Raw genomic sequence first — 20,953 nt, 5'->3', positions numbered from 1 at the left:
TCATACGGTGGTGTCGCTGCCGTCGGTGAGCAGCGCGGTGAGCAGTTGCTTCAGCCAGACGCGGGCCCGCTCGAGGTCCCCGTCCAGCAGCAGTTGGACGGTGACCCCGTCGTAGGCGGCGACCACGGCGTGGGCGGCACCCTCGACGTCGACCAGCACGGCGGGCAGTACGGCGTGCCCACGTGTGCGTGCCAGCCGGTCGGCGATCGCGCTCCGGAGCCGGGCCCGGTGTTCGAGCAGGGTCCGGGCGACCTCGGGCGCGCGGGCGGCGTGCACCAGGAAGTCGGTCTTCACCAGGAGCCACTCCCGGTCCAGGAGCAGTACGTCGGTGACCCTGTCGACGGCGGCCGGCACGTCGAGGCCGGGGCCGTCGAGGGCGAGGGCACCGGAGACCTGCTCGGCGATGAGGTCGGCGCGCTGCTGGTAGAGCGCGAAGAACAGCTCGTCGAGGCTGTCGAAGTTCGAGTAGAAGGCCCCGCGGCTGTATCCGGCGGCCTCGCAGACCTCCTCGATCGACACCCGGCCGAAGCCCTTGGCGGCGAAGACCGCGAAGGCCGCGTCGAGCAGGTTGGCACGGGTGCGGACCCGGCGCTTGGTCACGCGCCTGGCCGTTTCTTCCACCGCCATGTCCGCCTCCATTCGATACGCGAATGTATCCGATACATCGATGTATCGAAAGGCCGGTGCACTGGAAGGCCGAACATCTCGCCGGGATGTCATTGGAACAGATTTTCGAATCAGGAGTACGCTGGATCCATGACCGCGCACCTCCAGGGCTCCCTCTTCGACCAGACCGACCAGCTGCGGCTCGGCTCCCTCGACGGGATCCGCCGTACCCTGCTCGGCCTCGGCGCCTGGATCGACGTACTGCCCGGCTGGCTCACCGGCTCCGACACCCTGTTCGCACAGCTGGCCGACGAGGTGCCCTGGCGGGCGGAGCGCCGCACGATGTACGACCACGTCGTCGACGTACCGCGGCTGCTGGCCTTCTACCGCGCGGACGACGCCCTGCCGCACCCCGTGCTGGAGGAGGCGCGGCAGGCGCTCGGCGCGCACTACGCCGACGAGCTCGGCGAGCCGTTCACCACGGCGGGGCTCTGCTACTACCGGGACGGCCGTGACTCCGTCGCCTGGCACGGCGACCGGGGCGGGCGGGGCGGGAGCTACGACACCATGGTCGCGATCCTGTCCGTGGGCGCGCCGCGCGACCTGCTGCTGCGGCCGGCGCGCGGCGGCGGCGAGACGGTACGGCGACCGCTGGGCCACGGCGACCTGATCGTGATGGGCGGCTCCTGCCAGCGCACCTGGGAGCACGCGGTACCGAAGACCACGCGCGCGACGGGACCGCGGATCAGCATCCAGTTCCGCCCGCACGGCGTGCACTGAGGCGGAGAGGCGGCCGCTTCGGGGCACGCGGGGGCTGCCTCCGGCGGACGGTGCCGGAGGCAGTCCCGACCCGCCGGGAGCAGGCCCCTGAAGTGCAGGGGAAGTTGAGCGCTGGAGGACCGGTACCCGGCGCTCCGGATCGGCTGAGCGTCTGCTTTGCTGGGTGCCGTCGGGCAGGTACTCAGCGGGCGGGGCGATCATGAGCGCGGGCGTGCAGCAAGTCGCGGACGGCACCTATCTGGTGCACGGCAGCAACACCAACTGGGTGATCCTGACCGAGGGAAGCTCGGCCACGCTCGTCGACACCGGCTACCCGGGCGACCGGGAGCAGCTGCTCGCCTCCCTGGCCGAGGTGGGCAGCTCACCGGAGGCCGTCACCGCCGTACTCGTCACGCACGCCCACAACGACCATCTGGGCTCCGCCGAGTACCTGCGCACCGCCTACGGCACGCCGGTCTATCTGCACGAGGCCGAAGTGCCCCACGCGCGGCGGGACTTCCTGCACCAGGTGTCCGTGGGGACGGTCCTGAAGAACGGCTGGCGGCCCGGTGTGCTGCCGTGGGCGGTGCACGCGATCCGCGTGGGCGGCACGGCCCATGTGCCGGTCGCCTCCCCGCAGCCGTTCCCCGCCGAGGGCGCCCTGGACCTGCCCGGCCGTCCGGTGCCCGTGCACACGCCGGGCCACACCGACGGGCACTGCGCCTTCCACCTCCCCGAGCGCGGGGTGCTGATCTCCGGCGACGCCCTGGTGAGCGGCCACCCCACGTCCCGGGTCAAGGGGCCCCAACTGCTGCCGGACATGTTCCACCACGAACGCGCGCGTGCCGTGGCCTCCCTGGAGGTCCTCGCCGGGCTGGAGGGCGACGCACTGCTTCCCGGGCACGGTCCTCTCCACCGCGGTCCGGTCCGTGAAGCGGCACTTCAGGCCCGGGACCTCGCCCTCTAAGGTGAGGTGACGATCACCGGCCGGACAAGGACACCGCACCATGGCACTGCAGATCAGCGCGACGAACCCGGAGCACCCCGCGCTCCTGCTCGAACTGCCCTGGCATCTGCCGCTGGAGGAGTGGCCGGAGGAGGTCCTGGTCCCGCTGCCGCGCGGCATATCCCGGCACGTGGTGCGTTACGCGCGCGCCGGCGACGAGGTCATCGCCGTCAAGGAGCTGGCCGAGCGCCCGGCGCTGCGCGAGTACGAGCTGCTCCGCGACCTGGACCGGCTCGGGATCCCCGCCGTCGACCCGCTGGCCGTGGTCACCGGGCGCGTCGACGCCGACGAGGCCCCGCTGGAGTCGGTGCTGGTCACCCGGCACCTGGGCGGCTCGATGCCGTACCGCTCGATGTTCGAGACGACCATGCGGCCCGCCACCATGCACCGCCTGATGGACGCCCTGGCCGTCCTGCTGGTCCGGCTGCACCTGGCCGGGTTCGCCTGGGGCGACTGCTCCCTGTCCAACACCCTGTTCCGGCGCGACGCGGGCGCCTACGCCGCCTACCTGGTGGACGCCGAGACCGGTGACCTGCATCCGCAGCTCAGCCCGGGGCAGCGGGACTACGACCTGGACCTCGCCCGCGTCAACATCAGCGGCGAGCTGCTCGACCTGGAGGCCTCGGGGGCGCTGCACCCCTCCGTGGACGCCATCGAGTTCGGCATGGAGATCTGCTCGCGCTACGGCAGCCTGTGGGACGAGCTGACCCGCAGGTCGGTGTACCCGGCGGGCAAGTACCACTTCATCGAGCGCCGGATCCGGCGGCTGAACGACCTCGGCTTCGACGTGGCCGAGATGCAGATCGAGCACGCCCCGAACGGCGACTCGGTCACGTTCGTGCCGAAGGTCGTGGACGCCGGCCACCACCAGCGCCAGCTGCTGCGCCTGACCGGCCTGGACACCGAGGAGAACCAGGCCCGGCGGCTGCTCAACGACCTGGAGAGCTGGATGGCCACCCAGGACGACTACGCCCCGGGCGACCCTCTCGGCGCCCGCCCGGAGGTGCTCGCGCACCGGTGGGTGCGGGACGTCTTCCGGCCGACCGTGCGGGCCGTACCGCTGGAGATGCGCGGCTCGATGGACCCGGCCGAGATCTACCACGAGCTGCTCGAACACCGCTGGTACCTGTCCGAGCGGGCCCAGCACGACATCGGGCTCGACACGGCCGTCGAGGACTACATCACGAACATCCTTCCCAAGGCCCGCGAGACGCTCCAGCCCACCCCCGCCACCGCCGAGTGACTCAGGTGTGCGGCACCACCGCCACCGGGCAGTCCGCGTGGTGCAGCACGCCGTGCGCGACCGAGCCGATGCGGGCGCCGACGGCGGTACGGCGGGCCCGGCGCCCGACGACCATCAGCTGCGCCCGTGCCGACATCGACAGCAGCACCTGGCCGGCGCTGCCCATCTCCACGTGCTCGGCGACCGGCACGTCGGGGAAGCGTTCCCGCCACGGCTGGAGCGCGGTGGCCAGGGCCTTCTTCTCGTACGGCTCCAGCCCGCCGGCCTCGTCGAGCAGTTTCAGCGAACCGGGGCTGTAGGCGAACACCGGCGGCAGCGTCCAGGCCCGCACGGCACGAACCGTGGCTCCCCGGGCGGCCGCCGTCTCGAAGGCGAACCGCAGGGTCTCGGCACTGTCCTCCGGGGTGCCCTCCTGACCGACGACGATCTCGTGCCCCGCGGCCTCCGCGGAGCCCCGGTCGCCGGCGCGGACCAGGACGACGGGCCGGGTCGCCTCGGCGATCACCTGCTGCCCGACCGAGCCCAGCAGGAAGCCGACCACGGGGCCGTGCCCGCGGGAGCCCAGGACGAGCAGTTCGGAGTCGGCCGCGGCGGCGACCAGCACGTCCACGCTGCCGCCCTCCACCAGGTCGGTGTCCACCTCGAGACCGGTGTGCCGCCCCGTGACGGCCCGGACGGCCTCGGTCATCGCGTCCCGCGCCCAGCCCGCCTGGGTGTCCCGGTCGCCGGCGTCGATCCCCTCGTACGACTGGAACCGCCAGGCGTGCACCACCCGCAGCCCGGTGTCCCGCCGGACCGCCTCCCGGGCGGCCCAGCCCAGTGCGGCGAGGCTCTCCTCGGTTCCGTCGATGCCAGCGGTGATCGGGCCGGGCATGCGGTGGCCTCCTTTTATCGCGGTGACGTAGGACCCCAGTCTTCACTACGCTGCCGGAATGACCTTGGAATGGGAGCAAGTGATCGTGGACTCGGCCGACCCCGCCGCCCTCGGGCGCTGGTGGGCCGAGGCCCTGGGCTGGGTGGTGGTCGAGGACTCCCCCGACGAGTTCGAGATCCGTCCCGAGAAGGACCGGATCCCGGGGCTGCTGTTCGTGCCGGTGCCGGAGGCGAAAACCGTCAAGAACCGGCTCCACCTCGACTTCCGGCCCGACGACCACGAGGCCGAGGTCGCCCGCTTCCTGGCCCTGGGCGCGCAGCGCGCGGACATCGGGCAGGGCGAGCAGTCGTGGGTGACGCTCCTGGACCCCGAGGGCAACGAGTTCTGCGTGCTGGGCGAGCGCCGGGCCTAACCCGCGCTTCCGCGTGCCGGGGCGGCGCCGAGCCTGACCCCGGCAGGGTCCGTCATCCCGGCGCGAAGCCGGGCGATCGAACATACGATGGGCGGGACCGGGCCGGTGACCACGGGGGGCGCCGTGCCCCCACGGACCGCCCGGGGTGGGGAGACGTATGGCACAGGCCGCCGAATCGGCGCGGACCGTCATCCTGACCGTGGACGACGACCCGGGGGTCTCCCGTGCCGTCGCCCGCGACCTGCGGCGGCGCTACGGCGAGTCGTACCGGATCGTGCGCGCGGAGTCCGGCGAGTCCGCGCTGGAGGCGCTGCGGGAGCTGAAGCTGCGCGGCGACCTCGTGGCGGTGATCCTGGCCGACTACCGCATGCCGCAGATGAACGGCATCGAGTTCCTCGAACAGGCCCTGGACGTGTATCCGGGGGCCCGCCGCGTGCTGCTGACGGCGTACGCGGACACCAACGCGGCGATCGACGCGATCAACGTCGTCGACCTCGACCACTACCTCCTCAAGCCCTGGGACCCGCCCGAGGAGAAGCTGTACCCGGTCCTCGACGACCTCCTGGAGGCATGGCGGTCCAGTGACTACCGGCCCGTCCCGGCCACCAAGGTGATCGGGCACCGCTGGTCGGCGCGCTCCTCGGACGTCCGGGAGTTCCTGGCCCGCAACCAGGTGCCGTACCGCTGGTACTCCACCGACGAGCCCGAGGGACAGCGGCTGCTGACCGCCGCGGGGCAGGACGGGCAGCAGCTGCCGGTGGTGATCACCCCGGACGGCACTCCCCTGGTCGAGCCGGAGGCGCCCGACCTGGCCGCCCATGTCGGCCTGGCCACGACCCCGACCGCCGACTTCTACGACCTCGTCGTGATCGGCGGCGGCCCGGCCGGGCTCGGAGCCGCGGTGTACGGGGCCTCGGAGGGCCTGCGGACCGTGCTCGTGGAGCGCTCGGCGACCGGTGGGCAGGCCGGACAGAGTTCCCGGATCGAGAACTACCTGGGCTTCCCCGACGGCGTGTCCGGCGGCCAGCTCACCGACCGGGCCCGGCGGCAGGCCGCCAAGTTCGGCGCCGAGATCCTCACCGCCCGTGAGGTGGCGGGCCTGGAGATCAACGGCGCGGCCCGTACCGTGCGCTTCTCGGACGGGTCGGCGGTGGCCGCGCACAGCGTGATCCTGGCGACCGGTGTCTCCTACCGGCAGCTGGAGGCGCCCGGCTGCACGGACCTGACCGGCTGCGGGGTGTACTACGGCTCGGCGCTGACCGAGGCGGCCTCCTGCCAGGGCCAGGACATCTACATCGTCGGCGGCGCCAACTCGGCCGGGCAGGCGGCCATGTACCTGTCGCGGGGCGCCAAGTCGGTGACCCTGCTGGTGCGTGGCCCCGACCTCGCCGCGTCGATGTCGCACTACCTGATCCAGCAGATCGAGGACGCCCCCAACATCTCGGTCCGCCCGCACACCGTCGTCGAGTCCGCGCACGGCTCCGACCACCTGGAGCAGCTCACCCTGCGCGACACCCGGACCGGGGAGACCGAACGCGTCGACGCGCAGTGGATGTTCGTGTTCATCGGTGCGGCCCCGCTCACCGGCTGGCTGGACGGCACGGTGCTGCGCGACGAGCACGGGTTCATCCTGGCCGGGCCCGACCTCACCCCCGACGGGCGGCCACCGGCCAACTGGGAGCTGGACCGGCCGCCGTACCACCTGGAGACCAACATTCCGGGCGTGTTCGTCGCGGGCGACGCACGCGCCGAGTCCGCGAAGCGGGTCGCGTCCGCCGTCGGAGAGGGAGCCATGGCCGTGATGCTCGTCCACCGGTACCTGGAGCAGTCGTGAGCGGGCAGTTGATGCCGTGCAGCCCCGGGGAGATCGGGTCGCTGTTCCTGTTCGAGAAGCTGTCCCCCGAGCAGCTGGGCCAGTTGTGCGCGGCGGGGCGGGTCGAGAAGTTCGAACCCGGTCCGGTGTACAGCGAAGGTGAACCGGCCACCTGCTTCTACGTGATGATCGAGGGCACGGTCGTGCTCTCCCGCCGGGTCGGCGGCGACGACGTGGAGGTCAGCCGCACCTCGCAGCGCGGGGTGTACTCGGGGTCCATGCAGGCGTACCTGGGCGACCGGGTGCAGCAGACGTACAACAACTCCATGCGGGTCACTGAGCCTTCGCGGTTCTTCGTACTGCCCGCGGAGACGTTCTCGGACTTCATGCAGGAATGGTTCCCGATGGCGGTCCATCTGCTGGAGGGGCTCTTCTTCGGTTCGAAGAACACCCAGCGGGCCATCGGCCAGCGGGAACGGCTGCTGGCGCTCGGCTCGTTGTCGGCCGGTCTCACCCATGAGCTCAACAACCCGGCCGCGGCGGCCGTGCGGGCCACGGCGACCCTGCGCGAGCGGGTGGGCAAGATGCGCCACAAGCTCGGCATCATCGCCCAGGGCTCGTACAGCCCCGAGGTGATGGCGAACCTCATCGACATCCAGGAACGCACGGCCGAACGGGTCGCCAAGGCACCGACGCTCAGCCCGCTGGAGGCCTCCGACCGGGAGGACGCGCTCGGCGACTGGCTCGACGACCACGGCATCCAGGAGGGCTGGCGGATCGCGCCCACCTTCGTGCAGGCCGGCCTTGACGTCGACTGGCTGGACCAGGTCGCGGCCGCCCTCGACGAGGAGATGCTGCCGAACGCGATCGGCTGGCTCAACTACACCGTCGAGACCGAGCTGTTGATGGACGAGATCAACGACTCCACGGCCCGCATCTCGCACCTCGTCGACGCGGCCAAGCAGTACTCCCAGCTGGACCGGGCGCCCTACCAGGTGGCCGACGTCCACGAACTCCTCGACAGCACCCTGCTGATGCTGTCCGGGAAGATCGGGCAGCAGATCAAGGTCGTCAAGGAGTACGACCGGACGCTGCCGAGGATCCCGGCCTACCCCGCCGAGCTCAACCAGGTGTGGACGAACCTGATCGACAACGCGGTCCAGGCCATCAACAGCGCAGGCGGGGAAGGGACGTTGACCGTCCGGACCGCGCTGGAGCACGACCGGCTGCTGGTGGAGTTCCGGGACACCGGGCCGGGGGTGCCTGCGGACATCCGCGGGCGGATCTTCGACCCCTTCTTCACCACCAAGCCGGTGGGCGAGGGGACGGGACTCGGGCTCGACATCTCCTGGCGGATCGTGGTCAACAAGCACCACGGGACGCTCCAGGTGGAGTCGACGCCGGGTGACACCCGCTTCCAGGTGCTGCTTCCGCTGACCGCCGTGGACCCCGACGAGACGACCGAGGAGCCGGAGTGACCGACATCAAGGGGATCGACCCGAGCGTGCCGCCGAGCGGGGACGGGTGCGTGGAGTGCGACGCGGCGGGCGGATGGTGGTTCCATCTGCGGCGCTGTGCGCAGTGCGGGCACGTGGGGTGCTGCGACTCCTCTCCCGGTCAGCACGCGAGCGGGCACTTCCGGGAGACCGGGCATCCGCTGGCGCGGAGCTTCGAGCCGGGTGAGGAGTGGTTCTGGAACTTCGAGACGGAGGAGATGTTCGAGGCGGGGCCGGGGTTGGCTCCGCCGGCGAGTCATCCTCGGTCTCAGCCGTCTCCGGGGCCTGCGGGGCGGGTGCCGGACGATTGGGCTCGGACGTTGCGCCGATGAGCTCGGGGCGACCTGTTTGACGGCGGCTGCGGGTACGTCGTGGCTGGTCGCGCAGTTCCTCGCGCCCCTGGGTGGATCATTGCGCTGTCAGCGTCGAGTGCCAGGATGTTCTTGTGTCGCAGATCTCCAGCAGTACGCCGATCATCGGACGGGACGACGAGCTTGCCGGGCTGACCAGTGTGCTGGAGCGGGCCAGGGGCGGGGAAGCCCGGGCTGTTCTCGTCGCCGGAGACGCCGGGGTCGGTAAGACGCGGCTGCTGGACGAGGTGATGGGGCGGGCCGCTGCGGACGCGATGACCGTGCTCACCGGGCACTGTGTCGATCTCGGGGACGTCGGGTTGCCCTATCTGCCGTTCACCGAGGTGTTGGGGGCGGTCGCGCAGGACGAGCGGTTCGCGTCGGCGCTCGGTGCGTATCCCGTGGTGGAGCGGCTCATGGGGGGCGGCTCCACCGACGAGGCCGGTGACCGGCTGCGGTTGTTCGAGGGGATCGCCGGGCTGCTCGCCGATCTCGCGGACATCGCTCCCCTGCTCCTGGTCCTGGAGGATCTGCACTGGGCCGATCAGTCGTCGCGGGATCTGCTGCGGTTCCTGCTCAGCCGGGGGATCCTCCAGCGGTCGGCGGGCGGGGCGCCCACCCATCGGCTGGCCGTGCTCGCCTCCTACCGCGCCGACGACCTGCACCGGCGGCATCCGTTGCGGCCGCTGCTCGCCGAGCTGGTGCGGCTGCCCGCCGTGGAGCGGCTGGAGCTGCGGCCGATGCCGGACGCCGAGGTGGCCCGGCTGGTGCGGGCCCTGCGGGAGGGGCCGCTGTCCGACACCACCGTGCGGCGGATCGTCGAGCGCGCGGAGGGCAACGCCTTCTACGCCGAGGAACTGCTCGCCGCGACCGGGAGCGGGGACGGCGGAGTGCCGAGCGGGCTCGCGGATGTGCTGCTGATCCGCTTCGAGCAGCTGTCCGACACCGCTCAGCAGGTGCTGCGCACCGCCGCCGTGGCCGGGCGGCGCGTCGAGCACGACCTGCTGCGGGACGCCGTAGGACTGCCGGAGGAGGAGTTGGAGGGGGCGCTGCGGGAGGCCATCGGACGGCAGCTGCTGGTGCCGGGTGAGGGGGACACCTACGCGTTCCGGCATGCGCTGGCCCGGGAGGCCGTGTACGCCGATCTGCTGCCGGGTGAGCGGGCGCGGTTGCACGGGGCGTTCGCCCGGCTGATCGAAGAGCGCGGGCCGCGGGCCGAGAGCGCGGCGGAGCGGGCCCACCACTACCGGGAGAGCCATGACCTGGCGTCCGCGCTCGCCGCTTCGCTGGAGGCGGCGGACCACGCCCAGCGGGTGGGGGCGCCCGCCGAGGAACTACGGCATCTGGAGGCGGCGCTGGATCTGTGGTCGGCGGTGGAGCCGTCGGCTCGGCCCACCGGCGAGGGGGTGGACCGGGTCCGGTTGATGCTGCGGGCCTCGGCCGCCGCCGCGCACACCGGCGAGCTGCACCGGGCCGTCTCGCTCACGCGGGCCGCGCTCGCCGGTGCCGGCCAGGAGACGGACTCCGAACTCGCCGCCCGGGTGCGGTACACCCTCGCCGGCAATCTGATGAGCGTCGACAACCTCACCGCGGCCTTCGCCTACAGCAGCGAGGCGCTCGCCATGATCCCCGCCGAGCCCCCGTCCCGTACCTGGGTCTGGGCCGCGGCGACCCATGTGCTGGCCGCCCGCCATGTCGGGGAGAACGAGACCGCGCGGCGGGTCGCCCGGCAGGCCCTGAGCAGGGCGGAGGAGCTGGACGTGGCCGACGCCCAGGCGGATCTGCTGATCTCCCTGGCGGTCATCGAGGGCGACGGCCGTCGCTCGGTGGAGGGGCGGGAGCGGCTGCGGCGGGCGCGGGACCTGGCGCGCAGCTCCGGGAACGCTCCGGTGGAGATGCGCGCGCTGTTCAACCTCGCCGTCGGCACCTACGAGTCCGGGCACCTCGAGGAGTGCCTGCCGTGGATCACGGAGGGCCTCGACCGCGCGCGTCGGGCCGGGCTGCTGTCGTCGCCGTATCCGATGGAGATGCGCTATCTCCAGCTGCTGGTGCTGTACACGCTGGGTCGCTGGGACGACTGTGTCCGGGCGGCGGCCGACGATGCTCAGGTGCTGCCCGCGGCCGGGGGGTACCGGGTCGGGCCCGCGCTCTATGTGGCGCTCGCGCGCGGTGACTTCAGGGCCGCCGACCGGGCTCGGAGCCTGTTGGAGGGGCCGTTCGACTGGATGGCCGCACTGGTCGCGGGCATCGCGCTGATCGAGGCGGCGGTGCTGCAGGGCGACGCGGAGGCCGCTGTGGATCGGATGCGGTCCACGGTCGGCGTCCTCACCGACGACGCCGGAACGCGTCCCCATGTCACCGTCCGGCTGGCGGCCCTAGCCCTGTCCGCGGTCGCCGACCGGGCTACCGATCTGCGTCTCAAGGGAGACCAGGAAGGGGCGAGCGGGTGGGCGGGGACCGCGAGCGAGCTGGTGGAGTCGGCCAGGGCCCTCGCCGTGCACGACGGGGTGCCCCAGGGTCCGGAGGGCCAGGCGTGGCTGGCGCGGGCGGAGGCGGAGTGGAAGCGGGCCGTGTCGGGGCCGGATCCCGAGGCGTGGGCCAAGGCGGTCGCAGCGTTCGACTTCGGTGACGTGTACGAACCGGCGCGTTGCCGGCTGCGGTACGCCGAGGCCCTGCTCGCGGCCGACCGGCGGGCGGAGGCCGCGGCCGAGGCGCTGGCCGCTCGTGAGGTGTTCGCGCGGCTGGGCGCCAAGGTCCTCCTCGAACGGGTGGACGAGCTGATCCGGCGCGGCCGGCTGGCCGAGGCCCCGGCCGCCGGCGCGTCGCTGCTCACGGCGCGTGAGCAGGACGTGCTGCGGTTGCTCGCCCGGGGGCGCAGCAACCGGCAGATCGGCGAGGAGCTGTTCATCACCGGCAAGACGGCCAGCGTGCATGTCTCCAACATCCTCGCCAAGCTGGGTGCGGCGAGCCGCACCGAGGCCGTTGCGGTGGCCTACCGGCAGGGGCTGATCGTCCCGGAGACGCCGGTCCGTGACTAACGACGGGCGCATTCCAGGGAGTTGAGGTCGACTGAGTCCGCCATGGCCTGCATTCCCTTGTCGTTGGGGTGGATGTGGTCCCCGCCGTCGAGGAACGGGAGCATCCGCTCGGGGTCGTAGGGGCTGCGCAGGACGCGGTCGAAGTCGGTGACGCCGTCGAACTCCTCCCGGTGGCCCCGGATGAAGTCGTTGACCTGCTGCCGTACGGCTTCGGCGGGCGGGTCCCACTCGGACCAGCCCTTGAAGGGGGCGATGGTGGAGACGACGACACATTTCCCGGCGTCGTGGGCCCGGTCGACGATCCGGCGGTAGCCGGCGACGAGGTCCTGTGCGGTGACGCCGCTGTGGGCCTTGAGGTCGTTGACGCCCTCGAAGAGGAACACGGTGCGCACGCCCGGCTGGGACAGGACGTCCCGGTCGAGCCGGTTCAGGGCGCTGGGCCCGCCGCCGTCGGCCAGTACCTTGTTGCTGGAGATCCCCTCGTCGGCCACGCCCTTGACGGTGGTGTGCGCCTTCTGGAGGCGGCGGGCGAGGTAGTCGGGCCAGCGGCGGTTCCGGTCGCCGGTGGAATGCCAGCCGTCGGTGATGGAGTCGCCGAGGGCGACGACGGCACCGGTGGCGCCGGGCGTGCGCACCGAGACGGCGTCGAGGTAGAACCAGGACCCGATGGTGTCGGTCCAGTGGGCGCCGCTCTCCTCGGCGGTGTGGTCGCCCTGGGTGGCGTACGAGGTCTGCAGGGCCATGCCGTGGCCGGTGACCGGGCCGGCCGCGTCCGGGGTGTGGAGGCTGACGACCAGGTCCGAGGCGGCGGGCAGGCTGCCCGGCAGCGGGTCGCTGTAGACGGTGGAGCCGGGTTCCACGACCGTGGAGGCCTCGCCGTCGAAGGTGAGCCGGCGGTTGCTGCCGCGTACCAGGTCGGGTCCCTTCAGTTGGAGGCCGGCGTAGACGCTGTCGAAGGTCACCGGGCGGTCCCCGAACGCGTTGGAGAGCCGCACGCGCGGGTCGCGGCCGCCGGCGCTGGTGTGGACGACCATGCGGTACCCGCGGTCGGCGGTCGAGTCGCCGATGCGGTAGGCACTGGCGCCCCAGGTGATCACGCCGTCGGGCGGGCCGACCGCGGCGAGGGAGGGGGTGGCCTGGAGCATGGCGGCCGCGACCGTGACGGCGAGCAGGCGGGCGCGGCGGACCGTCCGGCCCCTCATCGGCCGAATCCCCTCAGGGTGACGGCGGCCCCCGGCTTCAGCGTCACCGTCCGGGTGCTTCCCGCGTGGGCGACCGTCGTGGTGCGGCCGCCGGTACTGCGGATCCGGGCTTCGGTCGGCTTCCCCGCACGCCAGTGCAGGTCCACGACGAATCCGCCGCGGGCGGGCGCTCCGGTGAGGGAGCCGGCGGCGGCCCAGGCGTCGGGCAGGGCGGGCAGGAGTTCCAGGTGGCCGGGGCGGGAGTACAGCAGCATCTCGATCATCGCTGCGGGGGTACCCAGATTCGCGTCGATCTGAAAGATTCCGCGGCCCTTTTCCACTTCGTAGATGTCGAAGAGGTTGAAGGCGGTGCCGTTGCCGCCGCCGGTGGAGGGGCGGAGGTTGGTCGCCACCAGCCGGTAGGCCTTGTCCGCGTCCTTCAGCCGGGCCCAGCACAGGGCGCGCCAGGCGTTGGCCCAGCCGAAGCTCTCCATGCCGCGGGCGGTGAGCAGGGCGGTGGCGCCCTCGACGAGGTCGGCCGGGGTGGAGCCGTCGGGGCGGATGCGGTCGCCGGGGAACAGCCCGACGAGCGGGGACAGATGGCGGTGGGTGGTCTCGCCGAGGTTGTCGGGGGACATCCACTCCTCCAGCCAGCCGGTGGTGGGGCTGACCTCGGGGAGGTGGAGGCGCTTGCGGAGGCCGGCGACGGTGGCGGCGAACCCCGTGTCCTTCTTCAGCTCGGCGGCGGCAGTGCAGTAGTTGCCGAACAGGGTCCAGACGAGTTCCTGGGCGTAGGTGATGCCCTTGGCGTCGAGGGGGCCGTGCTCGGGCGACCAGTCGCTGTCGGCGACCAGGACCTCCCGCGAGGTGCCGGGCAGGGTCATGGTCAGCAGCCGCGCCTCCCAGAACTCACAGGCGCCCTTCAGGAGGGGGTAGATCTTCTCCAGATGGGCCCGCGAGGCGGTGAACTCGTAGTGCTCGTAGAGGGAGTTGCACAGCCAGGCGTTGCCCGCCGGGTGCCACCACCAGCCGCCGCCACCGAAGGGGTTGGTGGAGATGGCGACCGTCCAGCCCGCGTTCTTCCCGGTCGAGTTGCGGTAGCGGTTGCGGGAGTCGTTGAAGAGCCTGCGGGTGAGGTCGGTCCAGGACGGGAGCTGGGCCACGCAGTAGTCGGTGAACGCGTCGAAGCACGGGGAGAGGCCGGTCCGGTCGGCCGCCCAGTAGTTCATCTGGAGGTTGATGTCGGTGTGGTAGTCGCCCATCCAGTCCGGGTCGTTGCCGTCGAGCCACAGTCCCTGGAGGTTCAGGGGCAGACTGCCGCGCGATCCCGCGATCATCAGGTAGCGGCCGAACTGGAGGTACTGCGCCTCCAGTTCGGGGTCGGGCACCCCGTCCCGGGCGCGCGCCCGGAGCCGCTCCCAGGTGTCGAGGGCCCGCTGGTCGGCGGTGGAGGTGCCGAGGGAGAGGCCCAACCGCCCGTACTGGGCGTGGTGGTCGGCCGTGTGGGTGCGGAGCAGGGTGGCCGCCGGGTGCCGGGCCGCCGCCCGGACCTTGGTGCGGGCGAGCCGCTCGGGGTCGAGGGACGGGTCGCGGAAGCCGGCCGCCGCGTCGGGCGCGTAGTTGGTGCCGCCGCTGAGCACCACGGTCAGGTCCCGGCACCCGGCGAAGGTGATGTCCGGGCCGTTCACCCGGACGCGGCCGCCGCTGCCGTACGCCGTGACCGCCGCGCCGTAGCGCAGGCCGTTCGGGAGGGCCGCCCCGAAGGAGACCGCGGGCTGTTCGCCGTGCGTGCCGTCCAGGGTGATGGTGCCGGTGTAGTGGCCTCCCCCGCTCTGGGTGAAGTGCAGGACGATGACGTCGTCGGGGTGGCTGGCGAAGATCTCCCGTCGGTAGGTGACGCCGGAGCGGACGTACGAGGTGCCGTTGACGCCCCGGTCGAGGTCGAGGGTGCGGCGGTAGCCGGAGACGGTGGACAGGTCGTGGTCGGGGAGGTCCACGGTGAGCCGGGCCAGCAGGGTGAAGGAGCCGAAGTCCTGGCGGCCGTAGGGGAACTGGCCGTCGGCGTCGAGGGTGTCGTTGAGGCCGCCGGTCCACATCGTGGCGTCGGTGACGAGGAGGAGTTCGCGGCCGGGGTCGTTGCTCGCGAGGGCGCCGAGGCGGCCGTTGCCGACGGGCAGGCCCTGTTCGATCATCGAGTGCTCGTCGGCGGGGGCCTGCCACCAGAGCCGGTGGCGGGGGTCGGCTTCGAGGGCGGGTGCGTCGGTGGGCCGCTGGGGTGCCGCGGTCGCGGTGAAGGTGGGCAGGGCGGCGAGCGCTGCGGTCAGCGCGAGGACACCGCGTCTGGAGGGGGTGGGGGTCATGGCGGCTCCTGGTGGCTCGGTCAGGACTTCGGTACGTCGATCCGGTCGATGTCCGGCGCGTAGCCGTCGGTGCCGCTGTCGAAGGTGATCGTGTTGGCGCCCGCCCTGAGCGTCACCGGCACGTACACGCTCGCGACGGTCCCCCAGTCGCCGGTGGCGGGGAGCTTGTGGCGGGTGGCGCCGCCCCCGTTGGCCGAGACGTCCACCGAGCGGGCGTCGCCGCTGATGTAGGAGATCTTGATCTGGTAGGTGCCGGCCTTGGCGACCGTCACGTCGTTGAAGGTCAGCTTGCCACCGAGGTACAAGTTGCCCACCTTCTTTCCGTTCGAGCAGGCGGAGCAGTCGGCGACGGAGGCGTTGCCGGCGAGGGTGTTCGTGGCGGACTCGGCCTCGTAGCCGGTGTACGCGAGGGCGGTGCCGTGCGGGGTGACCGTGAAGAGGCGGGAGCCGTGGGCGGGCAGGGCCTGGGTGACCTTGTTCTTGAAGGTGCCGAGGTTCTCGTGGTTCCAGAGGTCGCGGACGGCCGCCTTCCCTGTGAAGCCGAGGGTGGACCAGTCTGCGGTGACGGCGGCGGGGGCGTCGGCGAGGTTGAACAGGGCGACGGTGTAGGTGCCGTCGGGGTTCTTCGACGCCCAGACCTGCTGCGGGTCGGACGGGGTGACCGGGTGGGCGGGCGGGTTGGGGCCCTGGTTCAGGGCGATGACCTCGCGGTTGGTCAGCAGGGAGAGGCCGTAGGGGTCGAGGCGGGTGAGGTCGTCGCCGGTGTAGAGGGGGGACTTGGCGATGGCCCACAGGGTGGCGTAGCTCTGCCGTTCGGCCTTGGTGAGGCCGTCCATCTCGCCGTTGCCGACGTCGAGGGAGTCGAGGTCGTTCCAGCCTCCGGGACCGGCGTGCCGGGTCCAGGCCGGGGTGTCGTCCCAGCGGTCGTCGACCGAGTTCTCCCAGCTGACGAGGGTGTTGCAGTAGCACTCGACGTCCGTGTCGATGCGCCAGCCCTGGGAGTACGTCTTCCAGTCGGAGGCGTGTCCGATGTCCAGGGACCAGGAGAGTTCCAGGTGGATCGGGCGGCCCGTGCCGGCTATGGCCCGGTGCCAGGCGGCCACGTCGGCAACGTTGTCGTACTGGTCGCCGCTCTTGCCCGACCCGGGGCCGACGCCGTCGAGCTTGAGGAAGTCGTAGCCCCAGTCGGCGATCAACTGGGCCTGGGAGTCGATGTACTTGCTGGTGCAGGGCTTGGTGAAGTCGAGCTTGTAGGCACTGTCCCAGCCGTTGGTGGTGCGCAGGTCGTCGTAGACGATGTCGGCGGTGGTGCAGCCGGCGGCGTTCCAGATCGGGGTCGTCCCGTCCCCGTAGGCCCCCTTCTCCAGACCGGCCGGGAGGTAGATGCCGGCCTTGAGGCCCTTGGCGTGGATGCGGTCGGCGACGGCCTTCATGCCGCTGGGGAAGCGGACCGGGTCGGGCTTCTGGCGGCCGTACCGGTCGAAGCCGGACTTCCAGCTCTTGTCCATCCACCAGCCGGCGTCGATGTTGACGTACTCGTAGCCGTACTTCTTCAGCTTGGCGGCCAGGGCGTCGGTCTGCTTGAGGACGTTGGTCTCGGTGAGGTAGCTGTAGTCGCCGTCCGGGTTGAGGCCGGGGTACTTGGAGGACTGCATGCTCCAGCTGGACCAGCCCATGTAGGGCTTGGCGGCGAGCGCGGGGGCGGGTGTGGGGGCGTCGGCGGCGTGTGCGGTGGGGACCGCGACCGCGGTGAGGGCGAGCACCAGCAGGGCTCTGGCGGGCATGGCGAAGTACGAGGATGACCGCATGGGCCGTACCTCCAATGGGGTGCGGGTTGTTATCGGCTCTTGTCCGGGGTGATGAAGGACTGGATGGCGGTGGCGGCGGCCCCGCGTGCCCACTCCTCGAAGGGCAGCGGACGGGTGACTACGTCACACCGGGCGGCGGAGCCGAACGCGGCCGTGACGAAGGTGTCGCGGATCTGCTCGGCGAACAGGTCGTAGGCGGCGAGCCCCTCGCCGGAGATGATCACGCGTTCGGGGCCTAGGAGGTTGGCGACGGTGGCGATGCCCCGGCCGATCGCCTCGCCGGCGCGGGCGTACACCTCCCCGGCTCCGGCGACGCCCTCGCGCGCCAGGGCCAACGCCTCCGCCGGGTGGGCGAGTTGAACGCCGGTCGCCTCGCGCACCTGCCGGACGATCGCGGCCTCCCCCGCGATCGCCTCGACGCAGCCGCGGTTGCCGCAGTGGCAGAGCGGGCCGGCCGGGTCGACGGTCACATGGCCGATCTCGCCGGCCACTCCATGGGCCCCGGCGACCACCCGGCCGTGCACCACGAGTCCGCAGCCGATGCCGGCGCCGACGGTGACGACGGCGAAGTCGGACAGGCCCGCACCGGCGCCGAACCACTGCTCGGCGACCGTCAGGGCGCGTACGTCGTTGTCGACGGTGACCGGCAGTCCCGTGGTCATTCCGGCGAGTTCGGCGAGCGGGACGTCTCGCCACTCCAGGAAGGGCGAGTAGCGCACGGTGCCCTCGCCCCGGTCGACGTCGCCGGAGACGGCTATGCCGAGGCCCAGGACGGGGGCCGTGGAGCCGTCCGTCGCGGCCAGGAGCTGCTGGACGAGTTCCGCGACGCCCGAGAGGACTGTCCGGGGATCGCGGTCCGGCAGGGGCAGGTGTCGGGCGCCCCGGACACGGCAGCACAGGTCGGTGAGGACGCCGATGATCTCGTCGCCGGTGACCTTGACGCCGATGAACAGGGCCCGTCCGCCGTCCACCCGGACGAGGTTGGCGGGCCGGCCGAGGGCGGGGCGGGCCTCCTCGTCCGCGCCCTCCACCAGGTAGCCCGCCTCGATGAGAGGCCGGACGGCCTTGGTGACGGCGGCCGCTGACAGTCCGACACGCCGGGACACCTCCAGTCGGGCGAGGGGCCCGTGGGAGAGGACGGCGGTGAACACCTGTGAGGCGGCTGGGGTGTTGGCGGGAAAGGTCTCGGCGCTGGAGGTGGGGCGCATGGTCGGGAACCTAGGGGGATTCTTTTCCGACGTCAATAAAAGAAGCAGAATCGCCTGTGCCGTTGCTGTGCTCAGCCAAGGAGAAGAGCCGGATGACATCAGTGAGAGTGCTCGTCGGGACGGTGGCCGGAGCGGTTCTGCTGCCCCTGCTCGCGAGCCCCGCGCAGGCCGAGTCGACCACCGGACCCGCAGTGGATCTCGCCGGTCTGCGCGGCGTGTTGCGTTCCGCGCTGGCCCAGGGCGCGCCGGGTGCGATGGTCCGGGTCGAGGACCGCGGCACGGTGTTCCGGGCCGCCGCCGGGGTCGCGGACCGCGGGACCGCGCGGGCGATGGACGACACCGACCGGTTCCGCATCGGCAGTGTCACCAAGACGTTCACCACCGTGGTGCTGCTCCAACTGGTCGACGAGAAGAAGCTGACGCTCGACGCGCCGGTCAACCGCTATCTGCCGGGGCTGCTGCCCGACGACCGGATCACGGTGCGGCAGGTCCTGGGCCACCGCAGCGGGCTGTACGACTACACCAACGACATGTTCGCCAGGACGGTCCCGGGGTTCGAGGCGGTCCGCAACCGGGTCTTCACCCCCGGGGAGCTGGTCAAGCTCTCGCTGCGCAAGCCGCGCACGAGCGCGCCGGGCGCGGTGTACTCGTACTCGAACACCAACTTCGTGATCGCCGGGATGCTGGTCGAGAAGCTGACCGGGAACCCGGTGCGGACCGAGTACCAGAACCGGATCATCGGGCCGCTGAAGCTGAGCGACACGTTCTACGTGCACCCGGGCACGAAGATCCCGGGCCGGTACGCCCGCGGCTATCTCACTCCGGACCAGGCGGGCGCGCCGCTCGTCGACGCGACCGAGCAGACCGTGTCGTGGGCGCAGGGGGCGGGGGCGCTGATCTCCAGCACCCGGGACCTGGACACCTTCCTGTCCGCGCTGCTCCGGGGGCGGCTCACCTCGGCGGCCCAACTGGCCCAGATGGAGCGGTGGATGCCGTCCTCGGGGACGGGTCAGGCGTACGGCCTCGGGCTGCGCCGCCGCGATCTGTCGTGCGGGGTCTCGGTGTACGGCCACACCGGTGCCGTGCAAGGCTTCTACACCTACGCGTTCGCCTCGAAGGACGGCAAGCGGACTCTGGCCGCGGTCGCCAACACGTCCAACAACGGCACGGTCCTCAACACCATGCTGCGCACCCTGGACTCCGCGTTCTGCGGCAAGGCGACGAAGGCTGTCGGCAGCCCGGCGAGCCGGGCTCCGCGGGGCAGGGCGCCGGTCGAGCGACACGAGGACATGGCACCGGCGGTCCCGCTGGACTGAGTCCGGGCAGGGAACCCCGGGTGCCTGCCGGCCGTTGCTCCCTGCGGACGACGACACCAGGGCGGCACGATGAGCGAGTTGGTACCCGGGGGCAATCTGCACCTCCCCGAAGGGGCCGTCACCGTGCGGGTGGCCGGTCCCTTCGATGTGTCCGCGCTCGTCACGGACGAGGGCGGCAGGGTCCGCGGCGACGCCGACTTCGTCTTCTACAACCAGCCCTCGGCTCCCGGCGCCCGCCTGTCGGGCGACACGCTGACCGTCGATCCGCGCCGCCTGCGTGCGGACGCCGTCCGGGTCACGGTGGTCGTGAGCCCGGCCGACCCCGCCACTCCCCTGGACCGGCTGCCCGTCCCGGTTCTGGAGGTCTCCCGCGTGGGCGGCGGGGCCCTGGCCCGGTTCACGCCACCGCGGCCACGGCAGGAGACGGTGCTGCTGCTCGCGGAGATCTACCGCCGGGGCGACGGCTGGAAGCTGCGGGCGCTGGGGCAGGGGTACGCGGACGGACTCGGGGGTCTGGCGCGGGACTTCGGCGTGGAGGTGGCGGACGAGACACCGGCGACCACGGGGGCCGGCGCGTCGGTGCCGTATCCGGGACCTCCCGCCCCTCCGACCCCTCCCACACCTGCGGCACCTGCGACTCCTCCGGCACGGCCCGCTCCCCCGGCCCGCAGAGTCCCCACGCTCCCCTCCCCCGCGCTCTCCCCCGACCTGGACACCTTCCTGGCCCTGGTCGACTCGGCGCGCAGCAAGGCCGGTTCGCCCCCGGTCGCCGTCGACCCCCGCCTGACCCGAGCTGCCCACGCCCACGCCTCCGCGATGGCCTCCGCGGGACGCCTCGACGTCGAGGGGCCGGACGGCGTCTCCGTGTTCCAGCGGGTCACCACCACCGGGTACACATATGTCACCGTCGGCGAGCACCTCGTCTCCGGTCCGCGCAACGTGCCCGAGTTCGTCGAGTACTGCCTGCGCACCGAGCAGCCCCGGCGGACCCTGCACGACCCCGCCTTCACGGACGCCGGCCTGGCGTACGTCTCCGGGGGGCGCTCCGGCGACACGTACTGGACGGCGTTGTGGGCCAGGCCGCTCACCGCCGCCGATCTCGCCCGGACCGTCGACGAGGTGGTCGTCCTCACCAACCGTGAGCGCACCGGCGCCGGTCTGCCGCCCCTCGCCGCCGATCCGTGTCTCGCGCAGGCCGCGCAGGCGTACAGCACCGACATGGCGGCCCGAGCCTTCTACTCGCACACCTCGCCCGAGGGCACCCAGCCCTGGGACCGGGCCGCCGCCGCGGGCTCGACCCGGCGCTCGATCGGGGAGAACATCGCGTGCGGACAGCGGTCGGCCGCCGAGGTGGTCGAGGGCTGGATGAACAGCCCCGGGCACCGCGCCAACATCCTGAAGCCCGGCTTCACCCACATCGGCGTCGGCTTCGCGGGCGGCGGTCCGGCGGGCACGTACTGGACGCAGCTGTTCGGCGGCTGAC

The 20,953-nt window shown here is 72.2% G+C and carries 16 protein-coding genes; 10 read left to right on the top strand and 6 right to left on the bottom strand.

The genetic code is table 11. From position 1 onward, the window contains the following. On the bottom strand, positions 1-627 hold the full coding sequence (locus tag H295_RS0127840; protein WP_020138645.1) for a TetR/AcrR family transcriptional regulator: 627 nt from the start codon (positions 625-627) through the stop codon (positions 1-3). A gap of 129 nt (positions 628-756) precedes the next feature. On the opposite strand from H295_RS0127840, the gene H295_RS0127835 reads away from it, so the two are divergent. The 3 genes from H295_RS0127835 (at position 757) to H295_RS0127825 (ending at position 3,614) form a co-directional block, all read left to right on the top strand. Then, complete coding sequence (locus H295_RS0127835; protein ID WP_020138644.1) at positions 757-1,386, top strand: alpha-ketoglutarate-dependent dioxygenase AlkB; 630 nt, start codon at positions 757-759, stop codon at positions 1,384-1,386. 199 nt (positions 1,387-1,585) lie between these two features. After that, on the top strand, positions 1,586-2,332 hold the full coding sequence (locus H295_RS0127830; protein ID WP_028809815.1) for an MBL fold metallo-hydrolase: 747 nt from the start codon (positions 1,586-1,588) through the stop codon (positions 2,330-2,332). A gap of 40 nt (positions 2,333-2,372) precedes the next feature. Continuing rightward, entirely contained in the window at positions 2,373-3,614 is a 1,242-nt protein-coding gene (locus tag H295_RS0127825) for a DUF4032 domain-containing protein (protein ID WP_020138642.1), read from the top strand. A 1-nt stretch (position 3,615) separates the two neighbouring features. Here the strand turns inward: H295_RS0127825 and H295_RS0127820 are convergent, their stop codons facing one another. After that, positions 3,616-4,488, bottom strand: coding sequence for a universal stress protein (locus H295_RS0127820; protein WP_020138641.1), 873 nt, complete (start codon positions 4,486-4,488; stop codon positions 3,616-3,618). 58 nt (positions 4,489-4,546) lie between these two features. Between H295_RS0127820 and H295_RS0127815 the strand changes: the two genes are divergently transcribed. From H295_RS0127815 to H295_RS0127795, 5 genes are all read left to right on the top strand, one after another. After that, positions 4,547-4,900: a VOC family protein gene (locus tag H295_RS0127815; protein ID WP_028809814.1), complete on the top strand. Its 354-nt coding sequence runs from the start codon at positions 4,547-4,549 to the stop codon at positions 4,898-4,900. Between the two features lie 157 nt (positions 4,901-5,057). Then, positions 5,058-6,734, top strand: a complete 1,677-nt coding sequence (locus H295_RS0127810; RefSeq protein ID WP_020138639.1) for an FAD-dependent oxidoreductase — start codon at positions 5,058-5,060, stop codon at positions 6,732-6,734. Next, positions 6,731-8,191 carry an ATP-binding protein gene (locus tag H295_RS0127805; RefSeq protein ID WP_028809813.1) on the top strand — a complete coding sequence of 487 codons (1,461 nt, stop codon included), beginning with the start codon at positions 6,731-6,733 and terminating at the stop codon, positions 8,189-8,191. The genes H295_RS0127810 and H295_RS0127805 overlap by 4 nt, the downstream gene beginning before the upstream one ends. After that, positions 8,188-8,541, top strand: a complete 354-nt coding sequence (locus H295_RS0127800) for a UBP-type zinc finger domain-containing protein (protein ID WP_020138637.1) — start codon at positions 8,188-8,190, stop codon at positions 8,539-8,541. Before H295_RS0127805 ends, H295_RS0127800 begins: the two co-directional genes overlap by 4 nt. A gap of 113 nt (positions 8,542-8,654) precedes the next feature. After that, positions 8,655-11,597, top strand: a complete 2,943-nt coding sequence (locus H295_RS0127795; protein ID WP_020138636.1) for a helix-turn-helix transcriptional regulator — start codon at positions 8,655-8,657, stop codon at positions 11,595-11,597. Here H295_RS0127795 and H295_RS0127790 read toward each other — a convergent pair. The 4 genes from H295_RS0127790 to H295_RS0127775 are packed head-to-tail and all read right to left on the bottom strand — an operon-like array spanning position 11,594 to position 18,154. Continuing rightward, positions 11,594-12,799 carry an SGNH/GDSL hydrolase family protein gene (locus H295_RS0127790; protein ID WP_020138635.1) on the bottom strand — a complete coding sequence of 402 codons (1,206 nt, stop codon included), beginning with the start codon at positions 12,797-12,799 and terminating at the stop codon, positions 11,594-11,596. The two genes, H295_RS0127795 and H295_RS0127790, sit on opposite strands and share 4 nt — an antisense overlap. Then, positions 12,796-15,138, bottom strand: a complete 2,343-nt coding sequence (locus H295_RS0127785) for a glycosyl hydrolase family 95 catalytic domain-containing protein (protein ID WP_020138634.1) — start codon at positions 15,136-15,138, stop codon at positions 12,796-12,798. Before H295_RS0127785 ends, H295_RS0127790 begins: the two co-directional genes overlap by 4 nt. A 20-nt stretch (positions 15,139-15,158) precedes the next feature. Then, positions 15,159-16,946 (bottom strand): alpha-galactosidase D, encoded by a 1,788-nt coding sequence (locus H295_RS0127780; protein WP_020138633.1) that lies wholly within the window; start codon positions 16,944-16,946, stop codon positions 15,159-15,161. 29 nt (positions 16,947-16,975) lie between these two features. Further along, entirely contained in the window at positions 16,976-18,154 is a 1,179-nt protein-coding gene (locus H295_RS0127775; protein WP_020138632.1) for an ROK family transcriptional regulator, read from the bottom strand. 92 nt (positions 18,155-18,246) lie between these two features. Here H295_RS0127775 and H295_RS0127770 point away from each other — a divergent pair, with 92 nt between their 5' ends. Beyond that, a complete protein-coding gene (locus tag H295_RS0127770) occupies positions 18,247-19,470 on the top strand; it encodes a serine hydrolase domain-containing protein (RefSeq protein WP_028809812.1) in 1,224 nt (407 codons plus the stop codon). A gap of 69 nt (positions 19,471-19,539) precedes the next feature. Further along, entirely contained in the window at positions 19,540-20,952 is a 1,413-nt protein-coding gene (locus H295_RS0127765) for a CAP domain-containing protein (RefSeq protein WP_020138630.1), read from the top strand. The last annotated feature ends 1 nt before the right edge of the window (position 20,953 follow it).

The sequence above is a fragment of the Streptomyces sp. 351MFTsu5.1 genome (assembly GCF_000383655.1).
Classification (GTDB): domain Bacteria; phylum Actinomycetota; class Actinomycetes; order Streptomycetales; family Streptomycetaceae; genus Streptomyces; species Streptomyces griseorubiginosus.
This window is presented reverse-complemented; position numbering and strand designations above follow the sequence as displayed.

Bases quoted from the DNA above. Each gene is read 5' to 3' on its own strand.
- H295_RS0127840 (WP_020138645.1), bottom strand. From the start codon at position 627: ATGGCGGTGGAAGAAACGGCCAGGCGCGTGACCAAGCGCCGGGTCCGC.
- H295_RS0127835 (WP_020138644.1), top strand. From the start codon at position 757: ATGACCGCGCACCTCCAGGGCTCCCTCTTCGACCAGACCGACCAGCTG.
- H295_RS0127830 (WP_028809815.1), top strand. From the start codon at position 1,586: ATGAGCGCGGGCGTGCAGCAAGTCGCGGACGGCACCTATCTGGTGCAC.
- H295_RS0127825 (WP_020138642.1), top strand. From the start codon at position 2,373: ATGGCACTGCAGATCAGCGCGACGAACCCGGAGCACCCCGCGCTCCTG.
- H295_RS0127820 (WP_020138641.1), bottom strand. From the start codon at position 4,488: ATGCCCGGCCCGATCACCGCTGGCATCGACGGAACCGAGGAGAGCCTC.
- H295_RS0127815 (WP_028809814.1), top strand. From the start codon at position 4,547: ATGACCTTGGAATGGGAGCAAGTGATCGTGGACTCGGCCGACCCCGCC.
- H295_RS0127810 (WP_020138639.1), top strand. From the start codon at position 5,058: ATGGCACAGGCCGCCGAATCGGCGCGGACCGTCATCCTGACCGTGGAC.
- H295_RS0127790 (WP_020138635.1), bottom strand. From the start codon at position 12,799: ATGAGGGGCCGGACGGTCCGCCGCGCCCGCCTGCTCGCCGTCACGGTC.
- H295_RS0127785 (WP_020138634.1), bottom strand. From the start codon at position 15,138: ATGACCCCCACCCCCTCCAGACGCGGTGTCCTCGCGCTGACCGCAGCG.
- H295_RS0127780 (WP_020138633.1), bottom strand. From the start codon at position 16,946: ATGCGGTCATCCTCGTACTTCGCCATGCCCGCCAGAGCCCTGCTGGTG.
- H295_RS0127775 (WP_020138632.1), bottom strand. From the start codon at position 18,154: ATGCGCCCCACCTCCAGCGCCGAGACCTTTCCCGCCAACACCCCAGCC.
- H295_RS0127770 (WP_028809812.1), top strand. From the start codon at position 18,247: ATGACATCAGTGAGAGTGCTCGTCGGGACGGTGGCCGGAGCGGTTCTG.
- H295_RS0127765 (WP_020138630.1), top strand. From the start codon at position 19,540: ATGAGCGAGTTGGTACCCGGGGGCAATCTGCACCTCCCCGAAGGGGCC.